The 22,946-nt window shown below is 69.6% G+C and carries 24 protein-coding genes; 8 read left to right on the top strand and 16 right to left on the bottom strand.

What is annotated here, in order from left to right; translation table 11 throughout:
* Positions 1-137: 137 nt before the first annotated feature.
* The 15 genes from BM172_RS00745 to BM172_RS00815 form a co-directional block, all read right to left on the bottom strand.
* Positions 138-1,232, bottom strand: coding sequence for a glycosyltransferase family 4 protein (locus BM172_RS00745; protein WP_026634200.1), 1,095 nt, complete (start codon positions 1,230-1,232; stop codon positions 138-140).
* The gene (locus tag BM172_RS00750) at positions 1,229-2,356 is read right to left on the bottom strand and encodes a glycosyltransferase family 4 protein (RefSeq protein ID WP_026634201.1); all 1,128 of its coding nucleotides are present in this window, start codon (positions 2,354-2,356) and stop codon (positions 1,229-1,231) included. Before BM172_RS00750 ends, BM172_RS00745 begins: the two co-directional genes overlap by 4 nt.
* 8 nt (positions 2,357-2,364) lie before the next feature.
* Positions 2,365-3,864, bottom strand: a complete 1,500-nt coding sequence (locus BM172_RS00755; RefSeq protein ID WP_026634202.1) for a B12-binding domain-containing radical SAM protein — start codon at positions 3,862-3,864, stop codon at positions 2,365-2,367.
* Between the two features lie 12 nt (positions 3,865-3,876).
* The gene (locus BM172_RS00760; RefSeq protein WP_026634203.1) at positions 3,877-4,572 is read right to left on the bottom strand and encodes a class I SAM-dependent methyltransferase; all 696 of its coding nucleotides are present in this window, start codon (positions 4,570-4,572) and stop codon (positions 3,877-3,879) included.
* Positions 4,569-5,726 carry an amidohydrolase family protein gene (locus BM172_RS00765; RefSeq protein WP_051548485.1) on the bottom strand — a complete coding sequence of 386 codons (1,158 nt, stop codon included), beginning with the start codon at positions 5,724-5,726 and terminating at the stop codon, positions 4,569-4,571. Before BM172_RS00765 ends, BM172_RS00760 begins: the two co-directional genes overlap by 4 nt.
* 40 nt (positions 5,727-5,766) lie before the next feature.
* Positions 5,767-6,627 (bottom strand): class I SAM-dependent methyltransferase, encoded by an 861-nt coding sequence (locus BM172_RS00770; protein WP_026634205.1) that lies wholly within the window; start codon positions 6,625-6,627, stop codon positions 5,767-5,769.
* Between the two features lie 426 nt (positions 6,628-7,053).
* Entirely contained in the window at positions 7,054-7,875 is an 822-nt protein-coding gene (locus tag BM172_RS00775) for a Wzz/FepE/Etk N-terminal domain-containing protein (RefSeq protein ID WP_026634206.1), read from the bottom strand.
* Entirely contained in the window at positions 7,865-9,016 is a 1,152-nt protein-coding gene (locus tag BM172_RS00780) for a hypothetical protein (protein ID WP_026634207.1), read from the bottom strand. Before BM172_RS00780 ends, BM172_RS00775 begins: the two co-directional genes overlap by 11 nt.
* On the bottom strand, positions 9,013-9,960 hold the full coding sequence (locus BM172_RS00785; protein ID WP_051548434.1) for a glycosyltransferase family 2 protein: 948 nt from the start codon (positions 9,958-9,960) through the stop codon (positions 9,013-9,015). The genes BM172_RS00780 and BM172_RS00785 overlap by 4 nt, the downstream gene beginning before the upstream one ends.
* Before the next feature lie 2 nt (positions 9,961-9,962).
* Entirely contained in the window at positions 9,963-11,213 is a 1,251-nt protein-coding gene (locus BM172_RS00790) for an O-antigen translocase (RefSeq protein WP_026634209.1), read from the bottom strand.
* Positions 11,210-12,322 carry a DegT/DnrJ/EryC1/StrS family aminotransferase gene (locus tag BM172_RS00795; protein WP_026634210.1) on the bottom strand — a complete coding sequence of 371 codons (1,113 nt, stop codon included), beginning with the start codon at positions 12,320-12,322 and terminating at the stop codon, positions 11,210-11,212. Before BM172_RS00795 ends, BM172_RS00790 begins: the two co-directional genes overlap by 4 nt.
* Complete coding sequence (locus BM172_RS00800) at positions 12,319-13,254, bottom strand: GNAT family N-acetyltransferase (RefSeq protein WP_026634211.1); 936 nt, start codon at positions 13,252-13,254, stop codon at positions 12,319-12,321. Before BM172_RS00800 ends, BM172_RS00795 begins: the two co-directional genes overlap by 4 nt.
* A complete protein-coding gene (locus BM172_RS00805; RefSeq protein WP_026634212.1) occupies positions 13,241-14,227 on the bottom strand; it encodes a glycoside hydrolase family protein in 987 nt (328 codons plus the stop codon). Before BM172_RS00805 ends, BM172_RS00800 begins: the two co-directional genes overlap by 14 nt.
* Before the next feature lie 5 nt (positions 14,228-14,232).
* Positions 14,233-14,898 (bottom strand): acetyltransferase, encoded by a 666-nt coding sequence (locus tag BM172_RS00810; RefSeq protein ID WP_026634213.1) that lies wholly within the window; start codon positions 14,896-14,898, stop codon positions 14,233-14,235.
* Positions 14,895-15,320: a sugar 3,4-ketoisomerase gene (locus BM172_RS00815; protein ID WP_026634214.1), complete on the bottom strand. Its 426-nt coding sequence runs from the start codon at positions 15,318-15,320 to the stop codon at positions 14,895-14,897. Before BM172_RS00815 ends, BM172_RS00810 begins: the two co-directional genes overlap by 4 nt.
* Positions 15,321-15,672: 352 nt before the next feature.
* Here BM172_RS00815 and BM172_RS00820 point away from each other — a divergent pair, with 352 nt between their 5' ends.
* The 8 genes from BM172_RS00820 to BM172_RS00855 all read left to right on the top strand — a co-directional run bounded on the left by BM172_RS00820 (position 15,673) and on the right by BM172_RS00855 (position 22,296).
* The gene (locus BM172_RS00820) at positions 15,673-16,179 is read left to right on the top strand and encodes a cytochrome b (RefSeq protein ID WP_026634215.1); all 507 of its coding nucleotides are present in this window, start codon (positions 15,673-15,675) and stop codon (positions 16,177-16,179) included.
* A gap of 56 nt (positions 16,180-16,235) precedes the next feature.
* Complete coding sequence (locus BM172_RS00825; RefSeq protein WP_026634216.1) at positions 16,236-17,558, top strand: hypothetical protein; 1,323 nt, start codon at positions 16,236-16,238, stop codon at positions 17,556-17,558.
* 81 nt (positions 17,559-17,639) lie between these two features.
* Positions 17,640-17,975, top strand: a complete 336-nt coding sequence (locus tag BM172_RS00830) for a c-type cytochrome (RefSeq protein WP_026634217.1) — start codon at positions 17,640-17,642, stop codon at positions 17,973-17,975.
* A 71-nt stretch (positions 17,976-18,046) separates the two neighbouring features.
* Positions 18,047-18,703: a TorF family putative porin gene (locus tag BM172_RS00835; RefSeq protein ID WP_051548436.1), complete on the top strand. Its 657-nt coding sequence runs from the start codon at positions 18,047-18,049 to the stop codon at positions 18,701-18,703.
* A gap of 99 nt (positions 18,704-18,802) precedes the next feature.
* Positions 18,803-19,387 (top strand): RNA polymerase sigma factor, encoded by a 585-nt coding sequence (locus tag BM172_RS00840; RefSeq protein ID WP_026634218.1) that lies wholly within the window; start codon positions 18,803-18,805, stop codon positions 19,385-19,387.
* Positions 19,384-20,028 carry a zf-HC2 domain-containing protein gene (locus tag BM172_RS00845; protein ID WP_026634219.1) on the top strand — a complete coding sequence of 215 codons (645 nt, stop codon included), beginning with the start codon at positions 19,384-19,386 and terminating at the stop codon, positions 20,026-20,028. Before BM172_RS00840 ends, BM172_RS00845 begins: the two co-directional genes overlap by 4 nt.
* 32 nt (positions 20,029-20,060) lie before the next feature.
* The gene (locus BM172_RS00850; RefSeq protein WP_051548486.1) at positions 20,061-21,332 is read left to right on the top strand and encodes a S8 family serine peptidase; all 1,272 of its coding nucleotides are present in this window, start codon (positions 20,061-20,063) and stop codon (positions 21,330-21,332) included.
* A gap of 211 nt (positions 21,333-21,543) precedes the next feature.
* The gene (locus BM172_RS00855) at positions 21,544-22,296 is read left to right on the top strand and encodes a carbonic anhydrase (RefSeq protein WP_035322797.1); all 753 of its coding nucleotides are present in this window, start codon (positions 21,544-21,546) and stop codon (positions 22,294-22,296) included.
* Positions 22,297-22,303: 7 nt separating this feature from the next.
* On the opposite strand, the gene BM172_RS00860 is transcribed toward BM172_RS00855, so the two are convergent.
* Entirely contained in the window at positions 22,304-22,873 is a 570-nt protein-coding gene (locus tag BM172_RS00860; RefSeq protein ID WP_026634222.1) for a hypothetical protein, read from the bottom strand.
* Positions 22,874-22,946 lie beyond the last annotated feature (73 nt).

Raw genomic sequence — 22,946 nt, forward strand, 5'->3', positions numbered from 1 at the left:
AACGTCTGGTGATGAATCCTTCTCCCTCCGGGAGAAGGTGGCGGCAGCCGGATGAGGGTGCGGGCGGAGCGGTGCACATCACTCTTGCGCTCCGCCCGAACCCTCACCCCAACCCCTCTGCCGAAGGGAGAGGGGCTCTAAGTGAGGCTCCGATACAACGCCTCGAACCGCTCCCCCGTATAGACCGCATCCTCATCCAGTGCCCGACGCTGCGCCTCGCGCGCCAGGCGCAAGCGCAGCTCCTCATCTTCCAGCACCTGCCGCATCGCCGCCGCCAACGCCAGGTGATCGCCCACCGGCACGGCAAGCGCCGCCATCGGCGACCACTCGACAAGATGTCCCACCGCCGTGCCCACGGTCGGCACGCCAACGACGGCGGCCTCCAGCAATACCAGCGGCCCGGCCTCGTGCAGCGACGACATCACCAGCAGGTCGGCGGCCTCCATCAGCGGGCGCAACTCGCGCTGGGTCCTGAAGCCGAGGAAGTGCACCTGTCCGTCCAGCCGCAGCTCACGCGCCAAGCGCTGCATCTCGCCGTCGAGCGTATCCACGCCAACGATGTCCATGCGGAACGGCACGCCTTGCGCCGCCAATGCCGCCAGCGCGCGCAGCAAGGTCGGCTGGTCCTTCACGCGATTGAGGCTCGCCACATGCAGCAACCGAGCCGTTCCCGGCTCACGCCGACGCGGTGGCAATGGCGGCCACGCCGCTATGTCAACGCCCAGCGGCAAACGTTGCGCTGCCACGCCCAGCGCCTGCAATGCATCGAGGATCGGCGCGCTCGCCGCCGTTACCGCGGCGGCCGCGCGCAAGGTCACCGCTTCGCGCACGCGGCTGATCCAACGCTGCCGCCCGCCATAACCGATCGCCGGCAACGCTATCAATTCGCCGCCGGCGATATGCACCAGCCCCGGACGCCGCAGCAGTTTCGCCGCCGTGATCGCGACCAGGCTGCAGGTGCCCGAGAAGATCGCCTGCACCGCATCGAACGGCGCGCGCCGGTGCTCGGCCGCGATCGCCGCCACCGCGCGCGAACGCTGCCGGCCATCGCCGATGTTGTGGATGGTCGCGCCGCGCAGCGTCCAGGTCGCCGGCTGGGGCTCCTGGCGCAGCACGAAGACGTGCACCTCGTGGCGTTGCGACAACTGCCCGATCAGCGCCAGGAAGGCGGGAATGACCCGCTCCTCGCCGCCGCGATCCACACCGCCGGGGAGCACCAGCGCCAGCTTCATGCGGCCTCCCATGCTGCTTCCCCCGGTCGCCCCGCCAGCAGCGCCGCGTAGGCCTCCGCCCAGCGCCGCCCCACCGCCGCGAACGACAGCTCCGCCTCGAAATGCGCACGCACGTCCGCCCGGGTCGGGCCGGCGGTGGCCATCGCCACCAGCGCGTCCGCCAAGCGTCCCGTATCGCCGCACGGCCACAGCCGGCCGACGCGGCCCTCGCCGGTCAGCGCGCGGAAGGAAGGAATATCGGTCAGTACCGGCGTCGCGCCGCAGGCCATCGCCTCCAGCGCCGCATAGCCGCAACTCTCGGCGCGCGAACCGCTGACGAACAGGTCGGCGGCGCGCTGCAGAGTCTGCACCTGCTCATGCGGCACGCGGCCGAGCAGGTGCACGCGCCCGGTCAACCATGGATCGCGCGCGATCCGCGCCTGCACTTCATCGAGCAACGGCGCGCTGCCATACGCACACCACAGTTGCAGGTCCGGCAGGCGCCGCGCAGCGAGCGCCACGCCGTCGAGCACGGCCAGCGGATCCTTGCCGGCAGCCAGATGGCCGACCCACAGCACACACGGATAACCATGCAGACCCGTCGCATAGCGCGCCTGGGCGCGATCGCCCATGCTGAAACGGCAGCTGGATTCGGGTATCGCGAACACCCGCAGGCCCGGCTTGAACAGCTTCGCGTCCACGAACGGCTGCGCCTGCGCCGGCGCGGTGAAGGCCACGCCCGCGGCCGCCGCGTACCAGCGCCGCCACTGCGCGCGCCGCCACCAGGGCGGCGGACGGTTGGCGTGGTCCTGCAGCAGGATCGGCAGCGATGGCAGGCGCCGGGCTAGCGCAAGCGCCTGCGGCGCGAAGTTAAGTCCATGCACATGCGCCAGCTCGGCGCCAACCCCGGCGAGTGCTGCAGCAAGGCGCCGGCCCCCTTCCTTGCCGTCGAGCGGAAGAAAACGGTAATCGACGCCATCGCGCACGAACTGCGCCTCGCGCATCGAGTTCTGGATCACCGACACCCGCACGCCGGCCGAGGCGACCGCATCGGCCACATCCGCCAGCGTGTGCCAGTGCGTCGGCAGGTGCTCCGGCTCGATCTCCGCCGGCGCCTGCACCAGGTTGAGCTGGGCGACGTGCACGCGCGCGCCTACAGGCTCGACACCTGCGGCATGCGCAGCTTCACCCAGCGGTTGGCCAGGTCCAGCTCCCACGGCTGGTCGTAGCGGCGGTAGCGGTAGCGCCACGAGGCCATGGTGCGCAAGCCGTGCTTGGCCCAGCGCGGCGTGCGCATGTCCTGCACGGTGGGATAGCGGCAGCGCAGCACCGTCACGAAATCGTGGATGCGCTTGCGCAGCTTGTCGGTGAGCCAGGGCGCGTCGGCGTGGCAGGCGTAGTCCACCCACTGCGGCTGCGCCCATTCTTCCGGCGTGGCGGGAAACACCACCGGCTCGCCGTTGAGATCCAGCAGCGGCATCGACGCGCGCTTGCCGCGGTCGGTCTCGTGCTTGGCGCTCTCCGGCAGCGGCGTGTAGATGTAGACGATGATTTCCGAGGCAGGGTTGATCCGCTTCAGTTCGCGGATGAACTCGAAGGTGTGTTCGGTTTCTTCCTCGGTGTCCACCGGCGGCGCCACCATGAAGGACAGCTCCGGAATCACCCCGTTGCGCCGGCACAGCTCGGCCACCTCCAGCGTCTGGTCCGGCCGCGTGCCCTTGCGGATTTCCTTGAGCATCTTGCCGCTGGGCGATTCGGCGCCGATGTAAGCCATCTTCAGGCGGCTCTTGCGCACCAGCTTCCAGGTGCTCTCCGACAGGTTCAGCAGCGCATCGGCGCGCGCATAGCACCACCACGGCATCTCGAGCTTCGCCATCACTTCCAGCAGCGGGATCATCTCCACTTCGCGGTCGAAGAAGTTGTGGTCGAAGAACTGCACCGAGTCCGCGCCCAGCTCGTACTTCAGGTATTTCAGCTCGCGCTCCAGCCGCTGCGCCGCCGGCAGCGCCGTGGCGCCGCCGAACATCGCGTTCACGCCGCAGAAGGTGCAGCGGAAGCGGCAGCCCAGCGCCGCCTGGTGCCCGGCGGTGCGCCGGCCGAGGAAGGTGCGCGCCAGGTACTGGCGCGGGTCGCCCAGCTTGTCGTACGGCAGCTGCAGCGCGGGATCGCCGGGCACGAAATGGCGGCTGGGGTTGTGCACGTGTTCGTCGCCGCGCTTCCACGACAGGCCGGCGATCTTCTCGATAGGCCCCTGCCCGCCCAGCGCACCGACCAGCTCGGCCATGGTCTGCTCGCCTTGCGCGCGGATCGCGTAGTCCACGTACGGCGCGGCCAGCGCGGTGTCGGTATACAGCGTCGGGAAATAGCCGCCCCACACGATCGGCACCTGCGGATGGCGTTGGCGGATCGCCTGGGACAGCTCGATCGACGGCGCCAGCTGCGGCCCGCCCATCACGCTCAGGCCCACCGCATCCACGCCGCCCTGGTCCAGCGCGTGCAGCGTAGTGCGGATGAAATCGCGATCGACGTTGCCGTCGATGACGCGGCTGCTGCCGCGACGGTCCAGCGCCGCGGCCAGGTTCAGCAGCGCCAGCGGAAAGCGTGCGCTGGAGCGCGAGGTGATGGTGGGGTTGATCAGCAGGGTATGGGGCATGGCGTGGGCGCTTCAGTACCGGCGCAGGCGAAAGACCAGCGCCACCGGCACGTGCAGGGCGATGGGATCGAAATGCGCGCCGGCGGGAATGTCGGCGGGATCGAGCATGGGTTCGCGCACTTCCTCGATGACCAGGTCCAGCGCCGCGCAGGCGCGGTGCCAATGGCTGTACAGATGCGGCGTATGGCGCGCGGCATAGCGCTCGCCGCCCGCCTTGAAGTCGCGCAGCCAACCCAGCGCATGGCCGGTCGGATGGAAATCGCTGCACAGCAGCGTGCCGCCGGGCCTGGTCGCACGGCGCAGCTCGGCCAGTGCGCGCGGCAGGTCCTCGATATGCCCGAGCACCAGGCCGCTGACGGTGAAGTCGGCCCAGGCATCGTCGACAGGCAGTTCGACCACGCTGCCGCGCAGCAGGCTCAGTTCGACTTCCGGGCGCAGCTCGGCCAGCTCGTCATAGGCGCGATCGAGCATCGGCACCGACAGGTCCACGCCGGTGAGGCGCGTGGCGCCGCGGCGTGCGGCGTGGCGCAGGTAGCGGCCGCTGCCGCAGCCGGCATCGAGTACCGCGTGCTCGCGCAGATCGGCCGGCAACAGCGCGAGCATCGCGCGCTCCTCCGCCTGCATCACCGGATTGTGCGCATGCGCCGGATAGCTGGCCGCCCACAGCGCGTAGGCGGCTTCGGGTTCGAGGATCAGCGGGCGCGTCATGCCTGCGCTCCGGCTAGCCGGGCCGGCGCGGACTCGGCAAGCTCCAGGCCCGGTTCCAGCGTGAGCAGCGCGGGATCGGCCAGCGCCTGCGCCAGCAGCTTGGGGCGGCCATCGAGCATCACCGGCACCGCGGCCACGCCGGCCGCGTCGAACCAGTCGGCGAAATCCGGATCGGCGATGCACGGCATGCCGAGGCGCGCCACCGCGCGCAGCTCGGCGCGGCTCAAGCGCACCAGGCTGTCGGCGGGCGCGCCGCCGGTATCCGCCACGATCACCAGGTCGGCGGGGGCACCCGGCACGAGCCGGCCATGCAGCGGCAGGCGCAACACGTCGGCGCTCTGGTACGTCGCCAGCGCCAGCAGTTCGGCGCTGCCGAGGCCGCCGACGACCGCGGCGACGCACAGTTCCTCCAGCAGGTCGCGCGCGCCGCTCAGGCGCGAATCGCTGCCCAGCGCCAGGCGTCCGGCCGCCTGCAGGCGGCGCGGATCGAGCGTGCGCCCCAGCAAGGTCAGATTGCTCGACGGGCACCACACCACGGACGCGCCGCAGGCGATCACCTTGTCGATGTCCTGCTCGCCCAAGCCGACGCCATGCGCCATCACGGTGCGCGCGTCGAGGCAGCCCAGTTGCTCCAGTTGCGCCAGCTCGCCCCGCGCCACCGCATCGGTGCCTTCGGCCAGGTGGATCAGCCAGGGCGCATCCGGCGGCGTCGCCTCGAAGCTCGCGCGCACCGGCGGACCGAAGGCCCAGCCCAGCGCATAGGCCCAGCCGTGGCCGCGCAGCAAGGTCACCGGGAAATCCGCCGCGTCCAGTTCGGCATGCCAGGGATCGTGGTGCGCCACGCAGGTGACGCCGGCCAGCAGGTTCTTCAGTGCACCGTGGCGCAGCCGCAAGGCCTTGGGCGTCTGCAACGCGGCGGCCACCGCCGGCTCGCGGAAATGCGCCTGGAACGCTTCGATCCAGGCATAGCTGTTGGGAAACGGCTGCTGTCGCGGCAGCGGCGGCACCGCATTGACCTGCAGGTGCTCGTGCGCGTTGACCAGGCCGGGAAATACCAGGTGGTCGCGCACATCCAGCGCAAAGCCGCGCGCGGATGGCGTGGCGGCGATGCGCCCGCCGCCGAGCGCCAGCGGCGCGCGCGTGGCGACGCCCATGTCGATCACCGCCGCGCCATGCAGGATCGCGTCCACGGGCTCAGCGCCGGCGCATCACGATCAGGAAGTGATCGCCCATGTCGCGCAGCAGCGGCAGCGCGCCCCAGCGATCGTCCAGCAGTCCCAGCCGTTCGTAGCGCGCCGGGTTGCGGCGATAGCGCTCGACCAGGTACGGCGGCGGCATGAACAGGCTCAGCGCGCGATAGTCCTCCAGGGCGAAATCGTCGGCGAACGCGCGGTAGAACTCGCGCGGCAGGTAATAGCGCGTCCAGATAGTGTGGCGGTTCATGCCCACCGCGGTGGCGCCGCGCGCGGCGCGCACGGTCGCACGGCGGAAACGGCCGCGCCGCAGATAGTGCGCGACCTCCCACGGGCAGATCCGGCCGATCACCGAGAACACCAGCGCGCCGCCCGGCCGCACCAGGCGCGCGCATTCGGCCGCGACGGCGGGCAGATCCAGCGCGCAGTTGAGCGGGCCGAAGTTGGAATACATGCCGTCGAACGGACCGTCGAACCGTTCGCCGGAGCCGTCCGCGATGCGCTCCAGCTGCTGCACGCCGATATGCGCGGCGTGCACCTCGCCTTCCAGTCCTGCTGCCGCGGCGCGCTCGCGCGTGCGCTCGACCATGCGCGGCGACCAGTCGGTGGCCAGCACACGGAAACCGCGCTGGCCGAATTCCACCGCATCGATGCCGGTGCCGCAGCCCAGGTCCACCAGCCGCGAGCCCGGTTCGAACAGGCGCTGCACCGTGTCCCACAGAGTCAGGCGCATGCGCTGGATCAATTCGTTGTTGCCGCGCGGGCCGTCATAGTCGGCCGCGACGCTGTCGAAAGCGCGCTGGGTGTCGAGCAGCCGTGCCTCGTCGAGGGCGGCGGGGTCGGCTTGATGGGGACTGCTCATTTCCAACGTGGATTCTCCTGACTGACCTCTGCGGTGCACATCACTGTTGCGCTCCGCCCGTACCCTCACCCCTGCCCCTCTCCCGGTGGGAGAGGGGTTCACCTCATCGTTCCAAATTGGAATCCTTCTCCCTCCGGGAGAAGGTGGCGGCAGCCGGATGAGGGTGCGGGCGGAGCGGTGCACATCACTCTTGCGCTCCGCCCGTACCCTCACCCCTGCCCCTCTCCCGGAGGGAGAGGGGATCACCTCACCGTTCCAAAGTGGAACCCTTCTCCCTCCGGGAGAAGGTGGCGGCAGCCGGATGAGGGTGCGGGCGGAGCGGTGCACATCACCCTTGCGCTTCGCCCGTACCCTCACCCCAACCCCTCTCTCCCACGGGGACTACCTTCGGGTCGCCGAGGAGAGGGGCTTTAACGTAAGTGCCGTTCACGCACTCATCGGTTGCCTCGCCCGCCGCCTCGCATCCAGCGCCACCGCCACGAACAACCCAAGCCCCAGCCCGCCCAGCAGCCCCACGCCCAGGATCAGCACGCGGTTGGGCGCGACCGGATGGTCCGGCTGGTAGACCGGCCACGGCATCGAGGTGGCGAAGGTGTAGTTCGCGCTCAGCCGGGCCACCAGGTCGGCGCGGCTCTGGCGCAGCTCGCGCACCTCGGTCTCCTTGCCGGCCAGCAGCAGGCCGGCGGCGACGGCGTTGTCCTTGCCGGCGGCGGCCGTGCGCTGCAGCTCGTCGCGCTCGGCCGTCGCCGCGCGCAGATCGTTCTGCACTTCGTCGAGGCGTTCGCGTGCCTGCGCCAGCGGCTCCTGCTGCAGGCTGCCGTGCACCGCCTGCAGCCGCGTCACCGTCGCCAGCACCAGCTTTTTCGCCTGCTCCGGCGAGGCGGCGCGCACGCTGAGCTTGATCAGGCCGGCATAGAACGACGGCTCGGCCTTGAGGCTGCCGCGGTAGGCGCCGGCCTCGGGCGACTTCGGCGCCAGGCCGACGCCCTGCACCACCTCGTCCTGGAAGGCGCGTGTCTGCAGGCGTTCCAGCACGCGCTGGAACGGCTCGGGCCGCGGATCCTGCCCGGTCGGCGCGGTGCCGACCTGGCCGACCTGCACCCAGGCGGTGGCTTCATAGCGCGGCTTGGCGAGGAAGGCGTAGGCGACGGCGAGCGCCAGTACCGCCAGCAGCGCGATGGCGAAGCCGCGCCACTGGCGCAGCAGCAGCCGCCACAGATCGATCAGATAGATTTCGTCATGGTGCATGGTGGTCCACTCGGGGCAGCGGGAAAGGAACCGGCCGTTGCGGCAGCCAGGCGGCGAACAATTGCATCAGCAGGCACAGCGCGATGAAGCCCGCGCTCATGAAGGTGTAGGCCTGCGGCGCGAACGGCGCCATCGCCGCCACGTAGGCCATGCGCAGGAAGATCAGCAGCGAGAACAGCGAGGTGGACGCGCGCAGGCGCCGCGCGCTCCACACCAGCATCGCGTACAGCCCGAGCATCGCCGCCACCGCGCCGGCCGGGCCGAGCGCCAGCAGGAACGGGAAATACTCGGTGCCCACATTAATGGTGGGCGAATCCAGCGGGATGCCGGTGCCGGCGGTGGCGATCGAGCCGCGCAGCGGCACCACCTGGTTCAGCAGGAAATCGGCGTTGTGATAGCCCTTGGCCAGGATCGCGGCGAAGTTGTACGGCCCCGCGGTGAGATACAGCAGCAGCCATTTGATGCCCGGCGGCGATTCGCGGTACAGCGCGCCGAACGGCAAGGTCACGCCCTCCAATGGCCCCGAGCGCAGGATGCCCAGCGCCGCGAACAGCACCGCGCCGACCAGCCCCAGCAGCAAGACCGTCGGCCACGGCAGGCGCAATTCGCTGCGGCGCCGCATCACCAGCACCAGCGCCACCGAGAACAGGCTGGCGAAGATGCGGTTGCGGTCGATCACCAGGATCGGAAACACGATGCCTGCCGCGACCAGCGCATAGCGCAGGCCGCGCTGGCGCACACACAGCAGACCCACCGGCGGCAGCACCCAGCACCACGCCGACAGATGCCGGATGTGCTCGCGCCCGCCTTCCATCTGCGCATAGGCCGAGGGCTTGTCCAGCAGCGGGATCGGGAACAGCGCCAGGTCCAGTACGCAGAACAGCGCCACCAGCGCGCAGAACGCGAACGCGACCAGCGCTTCGCGCGTGCCGGCGTACTCGCGCACGGCGATGCGCTCGAACGGCGGCAGGCGCACGCCGCTCAACGCATCCAGCGCCAGCATCGCCAGCGCCGCGGCGATCAGCAGCAGCACGCCGTCGAGATAACCCTCCGGCAGATCGTAGGTAAGCAGCGTCGCCCCGCAGGCCAGCAGCATCGGCAGGCCGAGATAGGTCGAGGGGCGGCGCAGCAGCGCTTTCATGCCCGCTCCGCCTCCGGATGCGCGGACGGCAGCCGCATCCTCGACACGCCGCGCAAGGCCAGGCAGGCCGCCATGCGCAGCGCCACGCGCAGCGGACGGCGCTGCAGGAAGGCGATCTTGGCGCCGATGTAGTGCGCCTGCGCCTTCAGCAGCTGGCGGTCCGGGCCGTCGAACAGCTCGACCCGGCGCAACGCCACCCGCCGCGACTCGGCCAGGTTGGCCACGCGCGTCGCCACGTGGCGGGTCTTGCTCAGGTTGGCATCGTGCAGGCGATAACCGCACACCGGCAGATCGATGAAGCCCAGCGCATCGCGCGCCACCAGGCGCAGGAAGAAATCCCAGTCGTCGATGCGCAGCTCTTCCGTCCATCCGGCGATGGCGCCGGGCGCGGTACGGCGCAGCAGCGCCACCGGCCCCCCGATCGCCCAGTGGCGGATTACCGCGCGGCGGATGCCTTCGTCAGTGGCGTACTGGCGCTTGTCCACGCGATGCAGGCCGCGCATGCCGCTGTCGTGCAGGCGGTTGCCGTAGCAGTCGACCACCACCGAATCGCCGACCACCGCCCACTTGCGCGGATGCGCCTGCAGATAGCGCACCTGCGCCTCCAGGCCGCCGGGCAGCAGGAAATCGTCGCTGGCGCCGAGCTTGAGGAAATCGCCGCGGGCGAGCGAGGCCAGCTCGTTCAGCGTGGCGGCCACGCCACGGTTCTCGCGGCGGCGGAAGATCACCGGCAGCTCGCCTTCGTGCCGCGCGATCCACTGCGAAATCTTGCCGGCGGTGCCGTCGACCGAACCATCGTCGACGATCACCAGCTCCTTGGCCGGATACGGATCCTCCAGCACGCTGTCCAGGCAGCGCAGCACGAAGCGCTCGTGGTTGTGCGCGGGGATGAGCACGGAGACCAGCGGCCAGCGGCCGTCGATCGGGGTCCGTTCGCTGCCCATGGCTACAGCCTCCTCAGGTAGCGCCGGGCCACCAGCAGGTTGAAGAAGAGATAGAACAGGTAATTCAGCGCGAACGCGTAGACCGCGCCGGGCAGCCCGTACCAGCGGGTGAACACGAACACCAGGCCCAGATAGCTGGCCGCGAAGACGAACTCCGACAGCACGAACAGGCCGGTCATGGCCTTGGCCAGCATCAGGTAGGACAGCACGAAGGAGCCGATCTTGATCACGTCGCCGATCAGCTGCGGCCCGTACAGCGCATTGGCCGCGGCGAAGTCGGCGCTGAACAGCGCGCGCGTGACCCATTCGCGTGCCACGTATACCAGCAGCGCCAGCACCGCCGCCGCCGGCAGCAGCTGGCGCCAGGCCTGGGCCAGTTCGCGCTTCAACTCCTCGCGCTCGCGCACCGCGGCCAGCCTGGGCAGGTAATAGACGTTGATGGCGGTGGTGAGGAACAGCAGATAGGCATCCGACACCCGCGTCACTGCCTGCCAGTAGCCGACCTGCTCCCAGCCGAACTGCGCGGCCAGGTGGTCGCGCACGGCGATATTGACCAGCGGCGCGCACAGCGCGGAGCTCAAGGTCATCAGCGAGAACGTCGCCAGCCGCACGATCATGTCGCGGTCGAAACCGGCGCGCAGCATGCCCGGCCGGAAGTCCGGGCTGCGCCACCAGGCCGGCAGCCCGATCGCCAGCCACAGCAGCTGGCCCAGTACCAGCGCGAGCAGCGCGCCGTACAAGCCCTGCTGCCAGGACAGCCACGCCGCCAGCGCGATGCTCAGCGCCGAACCCACCACCTGGATGAAGACCAGCCGGCGCACGTCCATGAAGCCGTTGATCACCGCCAGCAGATAGTTGCTGAAGGCGATGCCGACCTGGGCGAAGGCCAGCACGCGCAGCAGGCTTTCGTAGCGCACGTCGTCCAGCAGCCACAGCGCGAGCTGGCGGCTGAACAGCAGCGCCGCCAGCCCCATCAGCACCGCCGCGCACAGCGCATAGCCGAGCGCCGCGCGCAGCAGGCGCGCCAGGCGTTCCGGATCGTCGCGGTATTCGGCCACGTACTTGACGATGGCCGCGCTGATGCCGCCGCCGGCGAGCACCGCCAGCAGCGACATCAGGCTCATGAACTGGCCCAGCTTGCCGACGCCATCCGGCCCGGCCGCCCACGCCACCAGCTTGACCACCACCAGGCCGGCGACCAGCCGCGCGGCAGTGCCGATGGCGCTGTACAGGCCGGCGCGCGCGATGTTCATGCGTTGCCCTTGAACGCGCGGCAGGCGGCGATGACGCGTTCGACCGCGGCCTCGTCCAGCGCCGGATTCAGCGGCAGGCTCAGCACTTCCGCGTGCAGCCGCTCGGTCACCGGCAAATGGAGGCGATGCCATTCGGAATAGGCGGGCTGGCGGTGCGCCGGCACGGGGTAATGCACCTGGGTGTGGATGCCCCAGGCTTGCAGGTGCCGCTGCAGCGCGTCGCGGCGCCGGCAGCGCAGCACGAACAGATGCCACACGTGCCCGTCCTCGCGCGTCACCTGCGGCGGCGCGATCGCCGGGTGCACGATGCCTTCGCGATAGCGCCGCGCGATGCGGCGGCGGAGCAGGATCTCCTCGTCCAGGTGGGCGAGCTTCACCCGCAGCAGCGCGGCCTGCAGTTCGTCCAGGCGCGAATTCACGCCCTGGAACAGGTGGTGATACTTGGTTTCCGAACCGTAGTTGCGCAGCGCGGCGACGCGGCGCGCCAGCGCATCGTCGCTGGTGGTGACCGCACCGCCGTCGCCCAGCGCGCCGAGGTTCTTGGTCGGAAAAAAGCTGAAGGCCGCGGCATCGCCGAAAGCGCCGGCCTTGCAGCCGTCCAGCGCGGCGCCGTGCGCCTGCGCCGCGTCCTCGATCAGCAGCAGCCCGCGCCGGCGCGCCAGCGCGGCCAGCACCGGCATCTCCGCCAGCTGGCCGTAGAGATGCACGGCGATGACGGCGCGCGTGCGTGGACCGATCGCCAGCTCCACCCGCGCCGGGTCCAGATTGAACGTCACCGGATCGGGTTCGACCGGCACCGGCACCAGGCCGCTCTGGCTCACCGCCAGGAAGGTGGCGATGAAGGTGTTGGCCGGCACGATCACCTCGTCGCCTTCGCGCAGCACGCCCAGCCCGATGTAGGCGCGCAGGATCAGCGCCAGCGCGTCCAGGCCGTTGCCCACGCCGAGCGCGTGGCGCACGCCGCAGTAGTCGGCGAACTCGCGCTCGAACGCTTCCAGCTCGCCGCCGAGGATGTACCAGCCCGAATCGATCACGCGCGCGGCGGCGGCTTTCAGCGCCTCGGCATAGCGCGCGTTGACCGCCTGCAGGTCGAAGAACGGGACGCTCATGCGAGCACCCATTCGTAGAAATCGTGCACCGCGGCGCGCGCGCCGAAGCGTTCCTTCTGCGCCACCAGACCGGCGTTGAGCACCTGGCCGGCCTGCTCGGTGGAAATGCCGAAACTGAAATGGCGCTTGTGCGCGTAAGTGCGTTCGATCAGCTCGCCCAGCAGCAGGCTCAGCGCATGGCGTTGCCGGCCGGACTCCGAGGCGGCCAGGTATTGGGTGTGCACCGCCGGACCCAGGTCGTAGACCAGCGCCGCGGCCAGCAGTTCGTTGTCGTCGGCGACTTCGTGCAGCACGATCTGTTCGGGAAAGCGGCCTTGCAGCAGGCGCAGTTCCGCCAGCGTGTGCACCGGTGCGGCGTCATGCCTGGCCAATACCTGCACCAGCAAGGCATGGAAGGCGGCGAGGTCGCCGCCCGTGCGCACGGCCAGGCCTGCCTTGCGCGCCTTGCCGATGGCACGGCGCCGCTCCTCGGTGAAGCCGGGCGGTTCGCGCAGCGCGATCACCGACGACAGGTCGCGCCGCACCAGGCGCGCGCCGAGCCGGTGCAGCGCGTACAGGTCTTCTTCGGCCGGATAGGCATGGAATACATGCGGCACCGCCTTGTAGAGCAGCCGCCGCGCACCCTGCTCGTGGTAGTGCGCGCCGATCCGCTCGAACGCTTCCAGCGCCGCCTCGGCACGCAAGGCGTGCGAGCTGATCAGGCCGGCATAGGTGAGCCCGCCATGGCTGCTCACCTGCTCGCCGTCGCGGTTGGCGGGAAACACCGCCACCAGTTCGCCGTCCTTCTCGACCAGCAGCGAGGCGTCCTCGAAACGCCCGGCGTGATAGTCCATGTAGCCGCGCCGGTGCAGCAGGTTGCCGTTGCGCGAGCGCGCCACCAGCGCATCCCAGGCCGTGGCGTCGACGGGCGCGTAGGGCCTAACCGAGAGCATGAGCGCCCTCCCCGGCCGTGACGATGCGCAGGTCTTCGTCCAGTGCGGCCTCGGCCAGGCCGAAGCCGGCCTGGCCCATGTCGTTACCGTTGTAGAACATCAGCAGCCGGCGGCCGTGGCGCAGCAGCGCCGGATAGCACAGCGCGCGCGCATCCCAGCCGTCCCGCGACGGCTCGATGCCGAGCGCTTCGTCGTGGCGCTCCCACTGCACGCCGTCGTCGCTGAAGGCCACGCCGGGCTGATAGCGGCCGGCGCGATCGCCCCAGGTGAAGTACATGACGTAGCGGTCGCCGAAGCGATACACGCGCGGCCGGCCGATGCGGTATTCGTCGCCGCCGGGCAGCAGGCAGATGCGGTCGCCGCGCGGGATCGCGCTCAGGTCGCGGGTCTCGGCATAGCAGATGTGATAGCGCGGGAACGGCCGGCCGCCGATCGATTCCCAGTCGTCGCCCACTGCATACCAAAGGCGCCACAGGCCGTCGTCATAGTGCGCGCTGTGGATCGCGGCGATGGTGCTGCGGCGTGGCGCGCGATCCAGGATCGGCGTTTCCTGCACGCGCTGGAAACGTTCGCCGCCGTCGGTCGACAAGGCCAGTCCGCTGAAAGCGAGGAACTTGGCCTTGGCCACCTGCTGGAAACCCACGTAGAACAGATGCAGCCCCCCCGGCGCGGCGACCACGTCGCCCAGGATCATGCCGTTGTCGTCGAAGCAGCCGCCGCGGCCGATGTCCAGCACCGGCCGCTTGCTCACGCCCAGCACGCGCGTCGGTTCGTCCGCCGCCAGGTCGGCATAGCCGAGCCGGCTGACGCCGTCGCCGTCGCGAAAGCCCGCGTAGACGCGGATGCGCTCCTCGTCGAGCAGCCAGGGCGTGGGCGTCAGCGCGGAATGGCGCATCCAGCCGCCCACGCCGTGGCGCGCGGCATCGAATACCAGGCCGCGCTTGGTCCAGATCTGCCGGTTGCGAGCGGGCATGCGCGCTAGAACCTCACGTCCAGGCTGGACTTGTCCGGCAAGGCGCGCGCCGGCGAACCCACGTAGACCTTGCCCGGCTCGGTATCGCGCACCACCAGGGCACCGGAGCCGATCACATTGTCCGCGGCCACTTTCACGCCGTCGTTGAAGGTCGCGTTGACGCCGACGAAACTGCTTTCGCCGATCTCGCAGAAACCGGAAATCACCGCGTGCGAGGCGACGAAGACATGGTCGCGCACCACCGTGCGATGGCCGACGTGGTTGCCGCTCCACAGGATGCAGTTGTTGCCCACCCGCACGAACGGCTGGATCACGTTGTTCTCGAAAATAAAACTGTTCTCGCCGATCTCGGCGTTGCGCCACACGAAGGCGTGGCTGCTCACATAGCTGGCAAAGCGGTAGCCCTTGCCCTTGCCATCCAGGTACAGGCGCGTGCGCAGGCGGTTGAGGCCGGTGGCGGGAATGGCCACGAACAGCTCCGCCTCGCCCGGGGCGTAATGCGCGGCAAGGTCTTCGTAAGCCAGCACCGGCCGTCCTTCCAGCTCGGTCTCTCTGAGGTAGGCGCGCTCGACGCTGAAGGCGACCACGTCGTAGTCGCTGTCGTGCTCGAAATACTCGCAGGCGATCCGCGCCATCTCGCCCGCGCCGACCAGCACCAGCGGCCGGCTCATGCCACCGCGCCCCCGAGGCGGTGGAAGCCGTTGGCCTCGCGCAGGAATTCGTCGTAGTCGGTGATGTAGTCGGCCGGATCGTAGAACTGGTCGGCCAGCACCATCAGCACGCAGTCGTCGCTGAAGTCGTACAGCTCGCGCCAGACCATGTCGCCCAGCAGCAGGCCCTGGGCCGGATCGTTCAGCACCACCTCGACCGGCCCGGTGCCGTCGTCGAGCAGGATGGTGACCGAGCCGCGCACGGCCACCGCCAGCTGCTTGAGGCGGCGGTGCGCGTGACGGCCGCGGTGCACGTTCGGCTCGGTGGCGTACACGTAGTACACCCGCCGGATCTCGAACGGCACGTTGCGCTCCTGTTCCAGCGCCACCAGCATGCCGCCGTGGTCGCCGTGCTTCTGAAACTGGATGCGTTCGATGTCCATGGTGGCTGGCTCTGCGCTCGTGTGAGTACGACCTGTTCGAGGCTGAGTGCCGGTGGTGAGGGGAAAGGTTGCGAACGCTTCCCGCAGATGACGCAGGTTGGGGTGAGCCGCAGGCGAACCCCAACCTTGCGGAGCATGGACAGGCTCAAGTTGGGGTTCGCCTGCGGCTCACCCCAACCTATGCCAGCTTGCAACCTTTCTCGATCCAAGCGGCACATACGCCGCAGACACGACGCGCGGGGATCGCTGGATGGGTTCGAGGTACGAGGACAAGGCGGACATGGCGATGCCGGGCAGCACGCCCGCCATCGCAAGCCAGGACAAGCACGAACCGATCTCCCGCCCGCGCGGCATGGCGATCCTCCACTGGACCACGGTGTTGCTGCTGATTGCCGCGGCGGCGTTCGCGCTCACGCGTGACGAGGTGGCCGGCCGCGTCGCGCGGCAATGGCTGCTGGAAGGCCATCGCCATACCGGCCTGCTGGTGCTGTTGCTGGCGGTGCTGCGCATCGCGCTGCGTTTCCGCGGCGGACGCCTGCCGCAGGTCATTCACTCCAGGCTGGTACGCATCGCCGCCTGGCTCACCCATGCGGCGCTGTACCTGATCCTGCTCGGCCTGCCGCTGCTCGGCTGGGCGCTGAGCAATGCCGAAGGCAAGCCGGTGTACCTGTTCGGCGCCGTCCTGCCCGCGCTGGTCGCCGAGGACGAAGACCTCGCCGACGCCTTGCTGGTCTGGCACCAGGATGTCGCCTGGGCCCTGCTCGCGCTGGTGCTGCTGCATATCGGCGCGGCGCTCTATCACCACTTCGTGCGGCGCGACGACGTGCTGCGCTCGATGTGGCCCTGGCGTTCGCGCTGACCGCTCGTTGCAACCCCCTCTCGCAACACCACCCCTCGAAACATCAAGGAGGTTTCATGCTGTCTCTGCCGTACCGCCGGATGGCGCGCCGGACGCGGAACATGACCGTGCTGTACGGCGTGGGCGCCGCGTTCTCGCTGGCCTGCACCACCGCGCAGGCCATTCCCGTGTATGCCCGCCAGACTGGTTCCGCCTGCGCGGATTGCCATGCGGGCTCTTATGGTCCCGCGCTCACGCCCTACGGCATGCGCTTCAAGCTCAACGGCTATACCGACACCGACGGCAAGGGCTTCAAGCTGCCGGTGGCCGCGCAGTTGATCGGCACGCGCAACGTGCCCGCGCGCGGCGAGAGTTCCAACCGGCTCACCGAGGCGGACGTCTATCTGGCCGGCCGCCTGACCGACCAGGTCGGCGGCTATGTGAAGGTGAGCAGCAATAACGATGGCCACAACCGCTTCGACACCAAGCTGAGCGATGTCGACCTGCGCTTCGTGGCGAAGGAGCTGAAGCTCGGCGGCAAGGACCTCACCCTGGGCGTGAGCGTCAACAACAACCCCGGCTTCCAGGATCCGATCGCCGCCCTGCCCGGCGCCTCCTCGCTGGGCCCGCCCGGCGTCACCGGCACCGTGCTCAATCCGTCCAGCCCGAACGCGCCGGCCAACCGCGTGATCGGCGCTACCGTGTACGGCCTGTACGATTCCCGCTGGTACGGCGAGGCGGGCACCTACAACTCGCTGCAGCGTTCCACCCAGGACCGCCTGGGCTACAACCCCAATGGCGACCCGGGCAAGCTGCACGACACCGGCTACGTGCGCTTCGCCTACATGCGCGACCTGCGGCGCCAGTTCTTTTCCGCTGGCGTGGTCGCGCTGAGCACCAAGCGTGAGCTGCCGCGCACCGGCGGCCCGAAGGACAAGCTCACCGACCTGGGCTACGACCTGACCTACCAGTACCTCGGCAACCGCGAGCACATCGTGCAGCTGAGCTACGTGAACATCCTGGAGCAGCGCAAGTACGGCAGCCTGCCCACGCCGCTGGCCAAGCCGCGCGGCACGGTGCACGACCAGGTGGCGACCGCCGCCTATACCTTCAAGCAGAGCTATACCCTGCTGGTCTCGCACATGGTCAGTACCGGTTCGCGCGACGACGGGCGCTTCTTCCCCTATGGCGTGCCGAACACCACCGCCAACCTGATCAGCCTGTACTGGGCGCCGTTCGGCAAGGACGACTCGTACACCGCGATGGCCAACCTCAAGCTCGCCGCCAACTGGTTCCGCTTCACCCGCTTCAACGGCGCCAGCGACAACATCTTCGGCGCGCCCGGCACCAATGCGCGCGACTTCAATGCTTTTTCCATCACCGCCAGCGTGGCGTTCTGACCCGGATGACGACGCGTGAAGACTTCCAGCCTTAAGCGAAACTTTCGCAATCTTGCCCTCGGCGTACTTGCCTGCGCCTGGATGACTGCCTCGCCGGCCTTCGCCGGCGATGCCTCCGCCGGCTCCGACGTGTTCAAGAGCGAATGCGCCGAGTGCCACAGCATCAAGGAAGGCCGCAACAAGAAAGGCCCCAGCCTGTTCGGCGTGGTCGGCCGCAAGGCCGCGGCCGTGCCGGACTACGAGTACTCGGATGCATTGCGTGCGCAGTCCGCGTGGGTGTGGACACCGGAACAACTGCACAGTTATCTCGGCCAGCCGGCCAAGCGCGCCAATCCAGGTACGAAAATGAAATACGATGGGCTGAACGATCCAAAGCAGCTCGACGATCTCATTTCCTACCTGGGCACGCTCCACTGACGACATCGCTCGCCGCGCCATGCAACACCTCGCCGCTACGCTGGGCCCTGCCCGCCGTGGCGGCGATCTGCATGGCGCTGCCGCTGCATGCGACTACCGTCGGCGGCGGCACGCTGGGTGGCGGCATCGCGCTCAGTTCGCAGCTGGTCGACCGCGGCCAGGCCGTGACCAAGGCCACGCCGATCCTGCAGGGCCTGCTGTCGTGGACCACGCCGGACGGCTGGGCGCTGGGCGTTTCCGCCAGCGCGCAGGCGCGCACGCCGGGGCGGATGGTCGAGGCGATGGGCCAGCTGTCGCATTACTGGACGCTCTCCGACGACTGGTCCATGCAGGCCGGCGCGATCTATTACAAATATCCGGCCAGCAGCCGCTTCTTCGACCGCAGCGAAGCCGGCCTGCACTGGAGCTGGCGCGACGTGCTGACCGTCGGCGTCTCGGCTACCCACTTCACCCACGCCGACCATGAGCGCACCCGCGGGGGCGCCGACGCCAACTTTCATTGGCCGCTGACCGACGAGCTGTCCCTGTCGCTCGGCGCCGGGGTGGCCAAGTCCTATTTCGACCCCTACCCCTATTACCGCTACGGCCACGCCGGCCTGGCCTGGACCCGGGGCGCCTGGCGGGTCGAGCTGGACCGGGTCGCAGCGGATGTGAAGACGCCCCGCTACTGGCGCTCCCGCTCCCCCGAGGCGGAACCCTGGGTGGCGACCGTGCTTTGGTCCTTCTGACCGACTTGCGGCGGGTCGCGACCCGGGCGCAACCTTTTACCGTCCACCCGGCACCCATGACGACAGCCCCGCCGCTTTTCGACCGGTGAACTGACGACCATGAACGAAGCCGACATCGAAGCCGACGCCACCGACCGAGCGCTGCTGCAGCGCATGGCGGCCGGCGATCGCGTGGCGCTGGCCACGCTGTACCGCGGCTACAACGGCCGCCTGGGCCGTTTCCTGTCGCGCCTGACCCGACGGCCGGACGTGATCGAGGAAGTGATCAACGACTGCTTCTGGATCGCCTGGCAGAAGGCCGGCACGTTCCAGGGCGATTCGCGCGTGTCCACCTGGATCATGGGCATCGCCTACCGCTGCGGCCTGAAGGCGCTGCGCCAGCACGGCGACGAGCCGATCGAGGACGACGCCCTGTACGGCGACCGCGCGCCCAGCCACGACCCCAGCGAGGACCACGAGCTGCGCGACTGGCTGGGCAAGGCGCTGGACCGCCTGACGGTGGACCAGCGCGTGGTGCTGGAGCTGGTCTACGGCGTGGGCCATTCGCTCAACGACGTGGCGGTGATCATGCAGTGCCCGGTCGGCACGGTGAAGGCGCGGCTGTTCCACGCGCGAGTGCGCTTGCGCAATGTCTTGCCGGATCTTGCCGGCGAATCCTCAGCGCACGCCGGAGGTGCGCCATGACGTTTTCGATCAACGCCAGCCGGGATTGCGCCCGCGCCTGGGAAGCCATGCCCTGGGTGTTGCAGGGCCACGCTACGCCCGAGCAGGCGCAATGGCTGGACGCCCACCTCGCACAATGCGAAGCCTGCCGCGTGGAATACGCGCAGCAGATCCGCCTGCGCGATGCGCTGTCGCTGCCGGCCGATGTCGCGGTCGACGCCAACGCGGGGCTGAAGCACCTGCTCGACCGCCTGGACGCGCACGACGCCGAAGCGGCACTGCCCGCAAAGGCGCGCACGCACAACAGCTGGCTGCTGCGCGGCCTGGCCGCCGCGGTGGTGCTGCAGGCGCTGGGCATCGGCATGCTCGGCCTGAAGCTGTACCGCGAACAGGGCGCGGCCGACTACCGCACCTACAGCAGCCAGGACGCGGCCCCCGCGCCGGCCGGCGCGATCCGCGTGGTCCCCGACGCCGCCATGAAAGTGGCCGACTGGAACACGCTGGTGCATGCGCTGCACCTGCAGGTGGTGGGTGGACCCAACGAGGTCGGTGCCTACACCGTCGTCTCGTCCGGCACCGCCACCACCCAGGCCGAGGTGGTGCGGCAACTGCGCGCCGCGCGCGGCATCCGCATGGCCGAGCCGGTGGCCGCCGCGCCGTGAAGAAACTGCCGCGCGCCTGCTTCGCCGCCGCCATGGCGCTCATGCTGAGCGCCTGCGCTTCCGCGCCGGCGGCGTCGCTCGGACAACGTGCTTCGACGCCGGCGGCGTCGGCCGCGGCCTCGATGGACAGCCGGCGCGACATCGTGCTGGCCGTCGCCAATCCGCTCGATCCGCCGGGCACCCACGCCGGCTCCAGCCTGGTCGGCTATGTGCCGCCGGGCCATTACGGCGCCGGCCAGCGCGCGGTCTCGCAGCTGGACGATCTCAAGCAGCACTACGGCCTGCGCGAAGTGGTCGGCTGGCCGATCAAGGCGCTGGGCCTGTTCTGCATCGTGGTGGAGCCGCCCGCGGGCGCCGATCGCGATGCGCTGCTGCAGGATCTGGCCAAGGACGGGCGCGTGAAGCTGGCGCAGCCGCTGCAGAACTACGAGGTCTATGCCGACCCGCCGCAGCAGGGCGCGCACAAGTACAACGATCCCTATGCGGACCTGCAGCGCGGCTTCGTCGAAACCGACGCCGCGGTCGCGCATGAGGCCAGCCAGGGCGGCGGCGTGCACGTGGCCATCGTCGACACCGGCGCGGACCTGACCCATCCGGACCTGAAGGGCCGCATCGCCGACACCCACAATGCGGTGGACGACGACCAGGCCGCCTTCGACGGCGACGCGCACGGCACCGAAGTGGCCGGCATCATCGCGGCGATGGGCGACAACCACCAGGGCATCGTGGGCATGGCGCCGAAGGCGCAGCTCAGCGTCTACAAGGCCTGCTGGTATGCCGACCGCAACGCCGGCGCGCGCTGCAATTCCTTCACCCTGGCCAAGGCGCTGGCCGGCGTGCTGGACACGGATGCGCGCGTGGTCAATCTGAGCCTGGGCGGACCGGCCGATCCGCTGCTGGGCAAGCTGCTGGACGAGCTGCTGCGGCAGAAGCGCATCGTGGTCGCCGCGCGTCCGCCGGATGGCGACGCCAACGGTTTTCCCGACAACTCGCCGGGTGTGATCGTGGTGCGTTCCAGCGCCAGCACGCCCGCACCGCCGGGCGTCGTCAGCGCGCCTGGCAGCGACATCCTCACCACCCAGCCCAATGGCGGCTACGACTTCACTTCCGGTTCGTCGATGGCCGCGGCGCATGTCACCGGCATCGTGGCCTTGCTGTTGTCGATCGCGCCGGATCTCGACGCGGACTCGATCCGCAAGCTGCTCCTGCTGGACGGCGCCAGGCCCGACGGCCTGCACCAGGTAAACGCAGCCGTGGCGGTGCAGGCCCTGCGCACTTCGCTGCGCCACGCAGGATCGCCTTGAACGTCGGCGCGCTGCCGTAGCGCGCGCCGCGGCCCCTCCTCACCGCGCAGCGGCCCGAAATGACATGGCATGCGGATGCCAGCCGATTTATTCGTATGCGCCTGCGCGTTGTCGCATGCCCCGGGGCATGGCGCCATGCGTGCGACACCGTCGCGCGCATGCTGCGCGGCCTGCGCGTTGCGCACCTCCTTCCCCAATCAGCGCCCTTCTCATGACGACCACTTCCCGCCGCCAGTTCCTGCAGTTGTCCGCCCTCGCCATGGCTTCGGCTGCCGCCCCCTGGGCCGATGTCCACGCGCGCGCGCTGCCCAAGCCGGGCTTCCCGCCGCTGCCGGCGCACCGCCCCACCGGGCAGGAAGCGTTGGAGCGCCTGCTGCAGGGCAATGCACGCTTTGTCGCCGGCAAGGGTTCGGCCGCGTGCCGCACGCCGGACGATTTCGCCAAGGTCGCGCAAGGCCAGGCGCCGTTCGCCGCGATCATCGCCTGCGCCGATTCGCGCACCGCGCCGGAAATCATCTTCGACCAGGGCGTGGGCCAGCTCTTCACCGTGCGCGCGGCGGGCAATGTGGTGGCCGGCAGCGGGCCGGTGATGAAGGGCAGCATCGAGTACGCGGTGGCCGAACTGGGTGTATCGCTGATCCTGGTGCTGGGCCACAGCGAATGCGGCGCGATGAAGGCCGCCATCCAGTTCCGCCACGAACAGAACAAGCCGGCCGGCGCGATCGACGACCTGCTGGAACTGATCTATCCCGCCGTCGACCAGACCGTCGAGCAGGACGAAGAACTCAGCGGCAAGGCGCTGCAGAAGCAGGTCACCTACAACAACGTCAACAACGGCGTGCAGCGCCTGCGCGGGCTGGAGCCGATCATCGCGCCCGCCGTGCGCTCGGGTTCGTTGATGGTGGCCGGCGCGGTGCACGACCTGGCGACGGGCGTGGTGACCGTGTGGCCGAAACTGTCGTGACCGGCCGTCAAGCCGATTCGCCGATGGCATAAGCCACCGCGTCGGCCTTCAGGGAAAGCAGGATCCTGGAGGCCGGCAGGTAGGCGCAGCGCACCGCATCGCCCCTGCCCACGCGCATGAAGACCCGCTCGGTCACGGCGAAGTGTTCCCGCTCCTTGCCCGGCGGCACGGCAATGCGGATCGAATAGTTCATCGCACCCGCCTTGCCGCGCAGGGCGCTGCAGGCGTCGACGATGCCGTCGACGACGATCTTCACTCCCAGCGCAAGGTCTTCGCTCACGAGACGGGCCCGGCGGCGCAGCAGCCACAGGAACAGCATTCCCGCCGGCAACAGCGTGACGCCGAGCATCAGCAGGACCCAGCCGGCATGCTCGCGCCGGTGCCCGAGGAAGGGACCGAACAGCCCTGCGGCGAGAAACAGCACGCCCATGACCGCCATCAGACTGGACACGGCGATCAGCGTGCCGCGCGCGACGCGCTGCTCCGACCAGTAGGCCCCGACGGCTTCTCGCTCGCGCGGCGTGACTCGCACGCGCCTGCCGTATGCGTCGATGCCGGGTATCCGCTTGCGCTCCATGCCGCTATCCCTCGCCGGCCCGTTGACCCGGGCGGCGCGCACCATGACATGCGCGCCGCAGCTCGACAAGCCG

The organism is Dyella marensis (genome assembly GCF_900112865.1).
Taxonomy (GTDB): domain Bacteria; phylum Pseudomonadota; class Gammaproteobacteria; order Xanthomonadales; family Rhodanobacteraceae; genus Dyella_D; species Dyella_D marensis_A.

Excerpts from the sequence above, each read along its gene's own strand:
- BM172_RS00745 (WP_026634200.1), bottom strand. The coding sequence starts at position 1,232 with ATGAAGCTGGCGCTGGTGCTCCCCGGCGGTGTGGATCGCGGCGGCGAG.
- BM172_RS00755 (WP_026634202.1), bottom strand. The coding sequence starts at position 3,864 with ATGCCCCATACCCTGCTGATCAACCCCACCATCACCTCGCGCTCCAGC.
- BM172_RS00760 (WP_026634203.1), bottom strand. The coding sequence starts at position 4,572 with ATGACGCGCCCGCTGATCCTCGAACCCGAAGCCGCCTACGCGCTGTGG.
- BM172_RS00765 (WP_051548485.1), bottom strand. The coding sequence starts at position 5,726 with ATGGGCGTCGCCACGCGCGCGCCGCTGGCGCTCGGCGGCGGGCGCATC.
- BM172_RS00770 (WP_026634205.1), bottom strand. The coding sequence starts at position 6,627 with ATGAGCAGTCCCCATCAAGCCGACCCCGCCGCCCTCGACGAGGCACGG.
- BM172_RS00775 (WP_026634206.1), bottom strand. The coding sequence starts at position 7,875 with ATGCACCATGACGAAATCTATCTGATCGATCTGTGGCGGCTGCTGCTG.
- BM172_RS00780 (WP_026634207.1), bottom strand. The coding sequence starts at position 9,016 with ATGAAAGCGCTGCTGCGCCGCCCCTCGACCTATCTCGGCCTGCCGATG.
- BM172_RS00785 (WP_051548434.1), bottom strand. The coding sequence starts at position 9,960 with ATGGGCAGCGAACGGACCCCGATCGACGGCCGCTGGCCGCTGGTCTCC.
- BM172_RS00790 (WP_026634209.1), bottom strand. The coding sequence starts at position 11,213 with ATGAACATCGCGCGCGCCGGCCTGTACAGCGCCATCGGCACTGCCGCG.
- BM172_RS00795 (WP_026634210.1), bottom strand. The coding sequence starts at position 12,322 with ATGAGCGTCCCGTTCTTCGACCTGCAGGCGGTCAACGCGCGCTATGCC.
- BM172_RS00800 (WP_026634211.1), bottom strand. The coding sequence starts at position 13,254 with ATGCTCTCGGTTAGGCCCTACGCGCCCGTCGACGCCACGGCCTGGGAT.
- BM172_RS00805 (WP_026634212.1), bottom strand. The coding sequence starts at position 14,227 with ATGCCCGCTCGCAACCGGCAGATCTGGACCAAGCGCGGCCTGGTATTC.
- BM172_RS00810 (WP_026634213.1), bottom strand. The coding sequence starts at position 14,898 with ATGAGCCGGCCGCTGGTGCTGGTCGGCGCGGGCGAGATGGCGCGGATC.
- BM172_RS00815 (WP_026634214.1), bottom strand. The coding sequence starts at position 15,320 with ATGGACATCGAACGCATCCAGTTTCAGAAGCACGGCGACCACGGCGGC.
- BM172_RS00820 (WP_026634215.1), top strand. The coding sequence starts at position 15,673 with ATGGCGATCCTCCACTGGACCACGGTGTTGCTGCTGATTGCCGCGGCG.
- BM172_RS00825 (WP_026634216.1), top strand. The coding sequence starts at position 16,236 with ATGCTGTCTCTGCCGTACCGCCGGATGGCGCGCCGGACGCGGAACATG.
- BM172_RS00830 (WP_026634217.1), top strand. The coding sequence starts at position 17,640 with ATGACTGCCTCGCCGGCCTTCGCCGGCGATGCCTCCGCCGGCTCCGAC.
- BM172_RS00835 (WP_051548436.1), top strand. The coding sequence starts at position 18,047 with ATGGCGCTGCCGCTGCATGCGACTACCGTCGGCGGCGGCACGCTGGGT.
- BM172_RS00840 (WP_026634218.1), top strand. The coding sequence starts at position 18,803 with ATGAACGAAGCCGACATCGAAGCCGACGCCACCGACCGAGCGCTGCTG.
- BM172_RS00845 (WP_026634219.1), top strand. The coding sequence starts at position 19,384 with ATGACGTTTTCGATCAACGCCAGCCGGGATTGCGCCCGCGCCTGGGAA.
- BM172_RS00850 (WP_051548486.1), top strand. The coding sequence starts at position 20,061 with ATGGCGCTCATGCTGAGCGCCTGCGCTTCCGCGCCGGCGGCGTCGCTC.
- BM172_RS00855 (WP_035322797.1), top strand. The coding sequence starts at position 21,544 with ATGACGACCACTTCCCGCCGCCAGTTCCTGCAGTTGTCCGCCCTCGCC.
- BM172_RS00860 (WP_026634222.1), bottom strand. The coding sequence starts at position 22,873 with ATGGAGCGCAAGCGGATACCCGGCATCGACGCATACGGCAGGCGCGTG.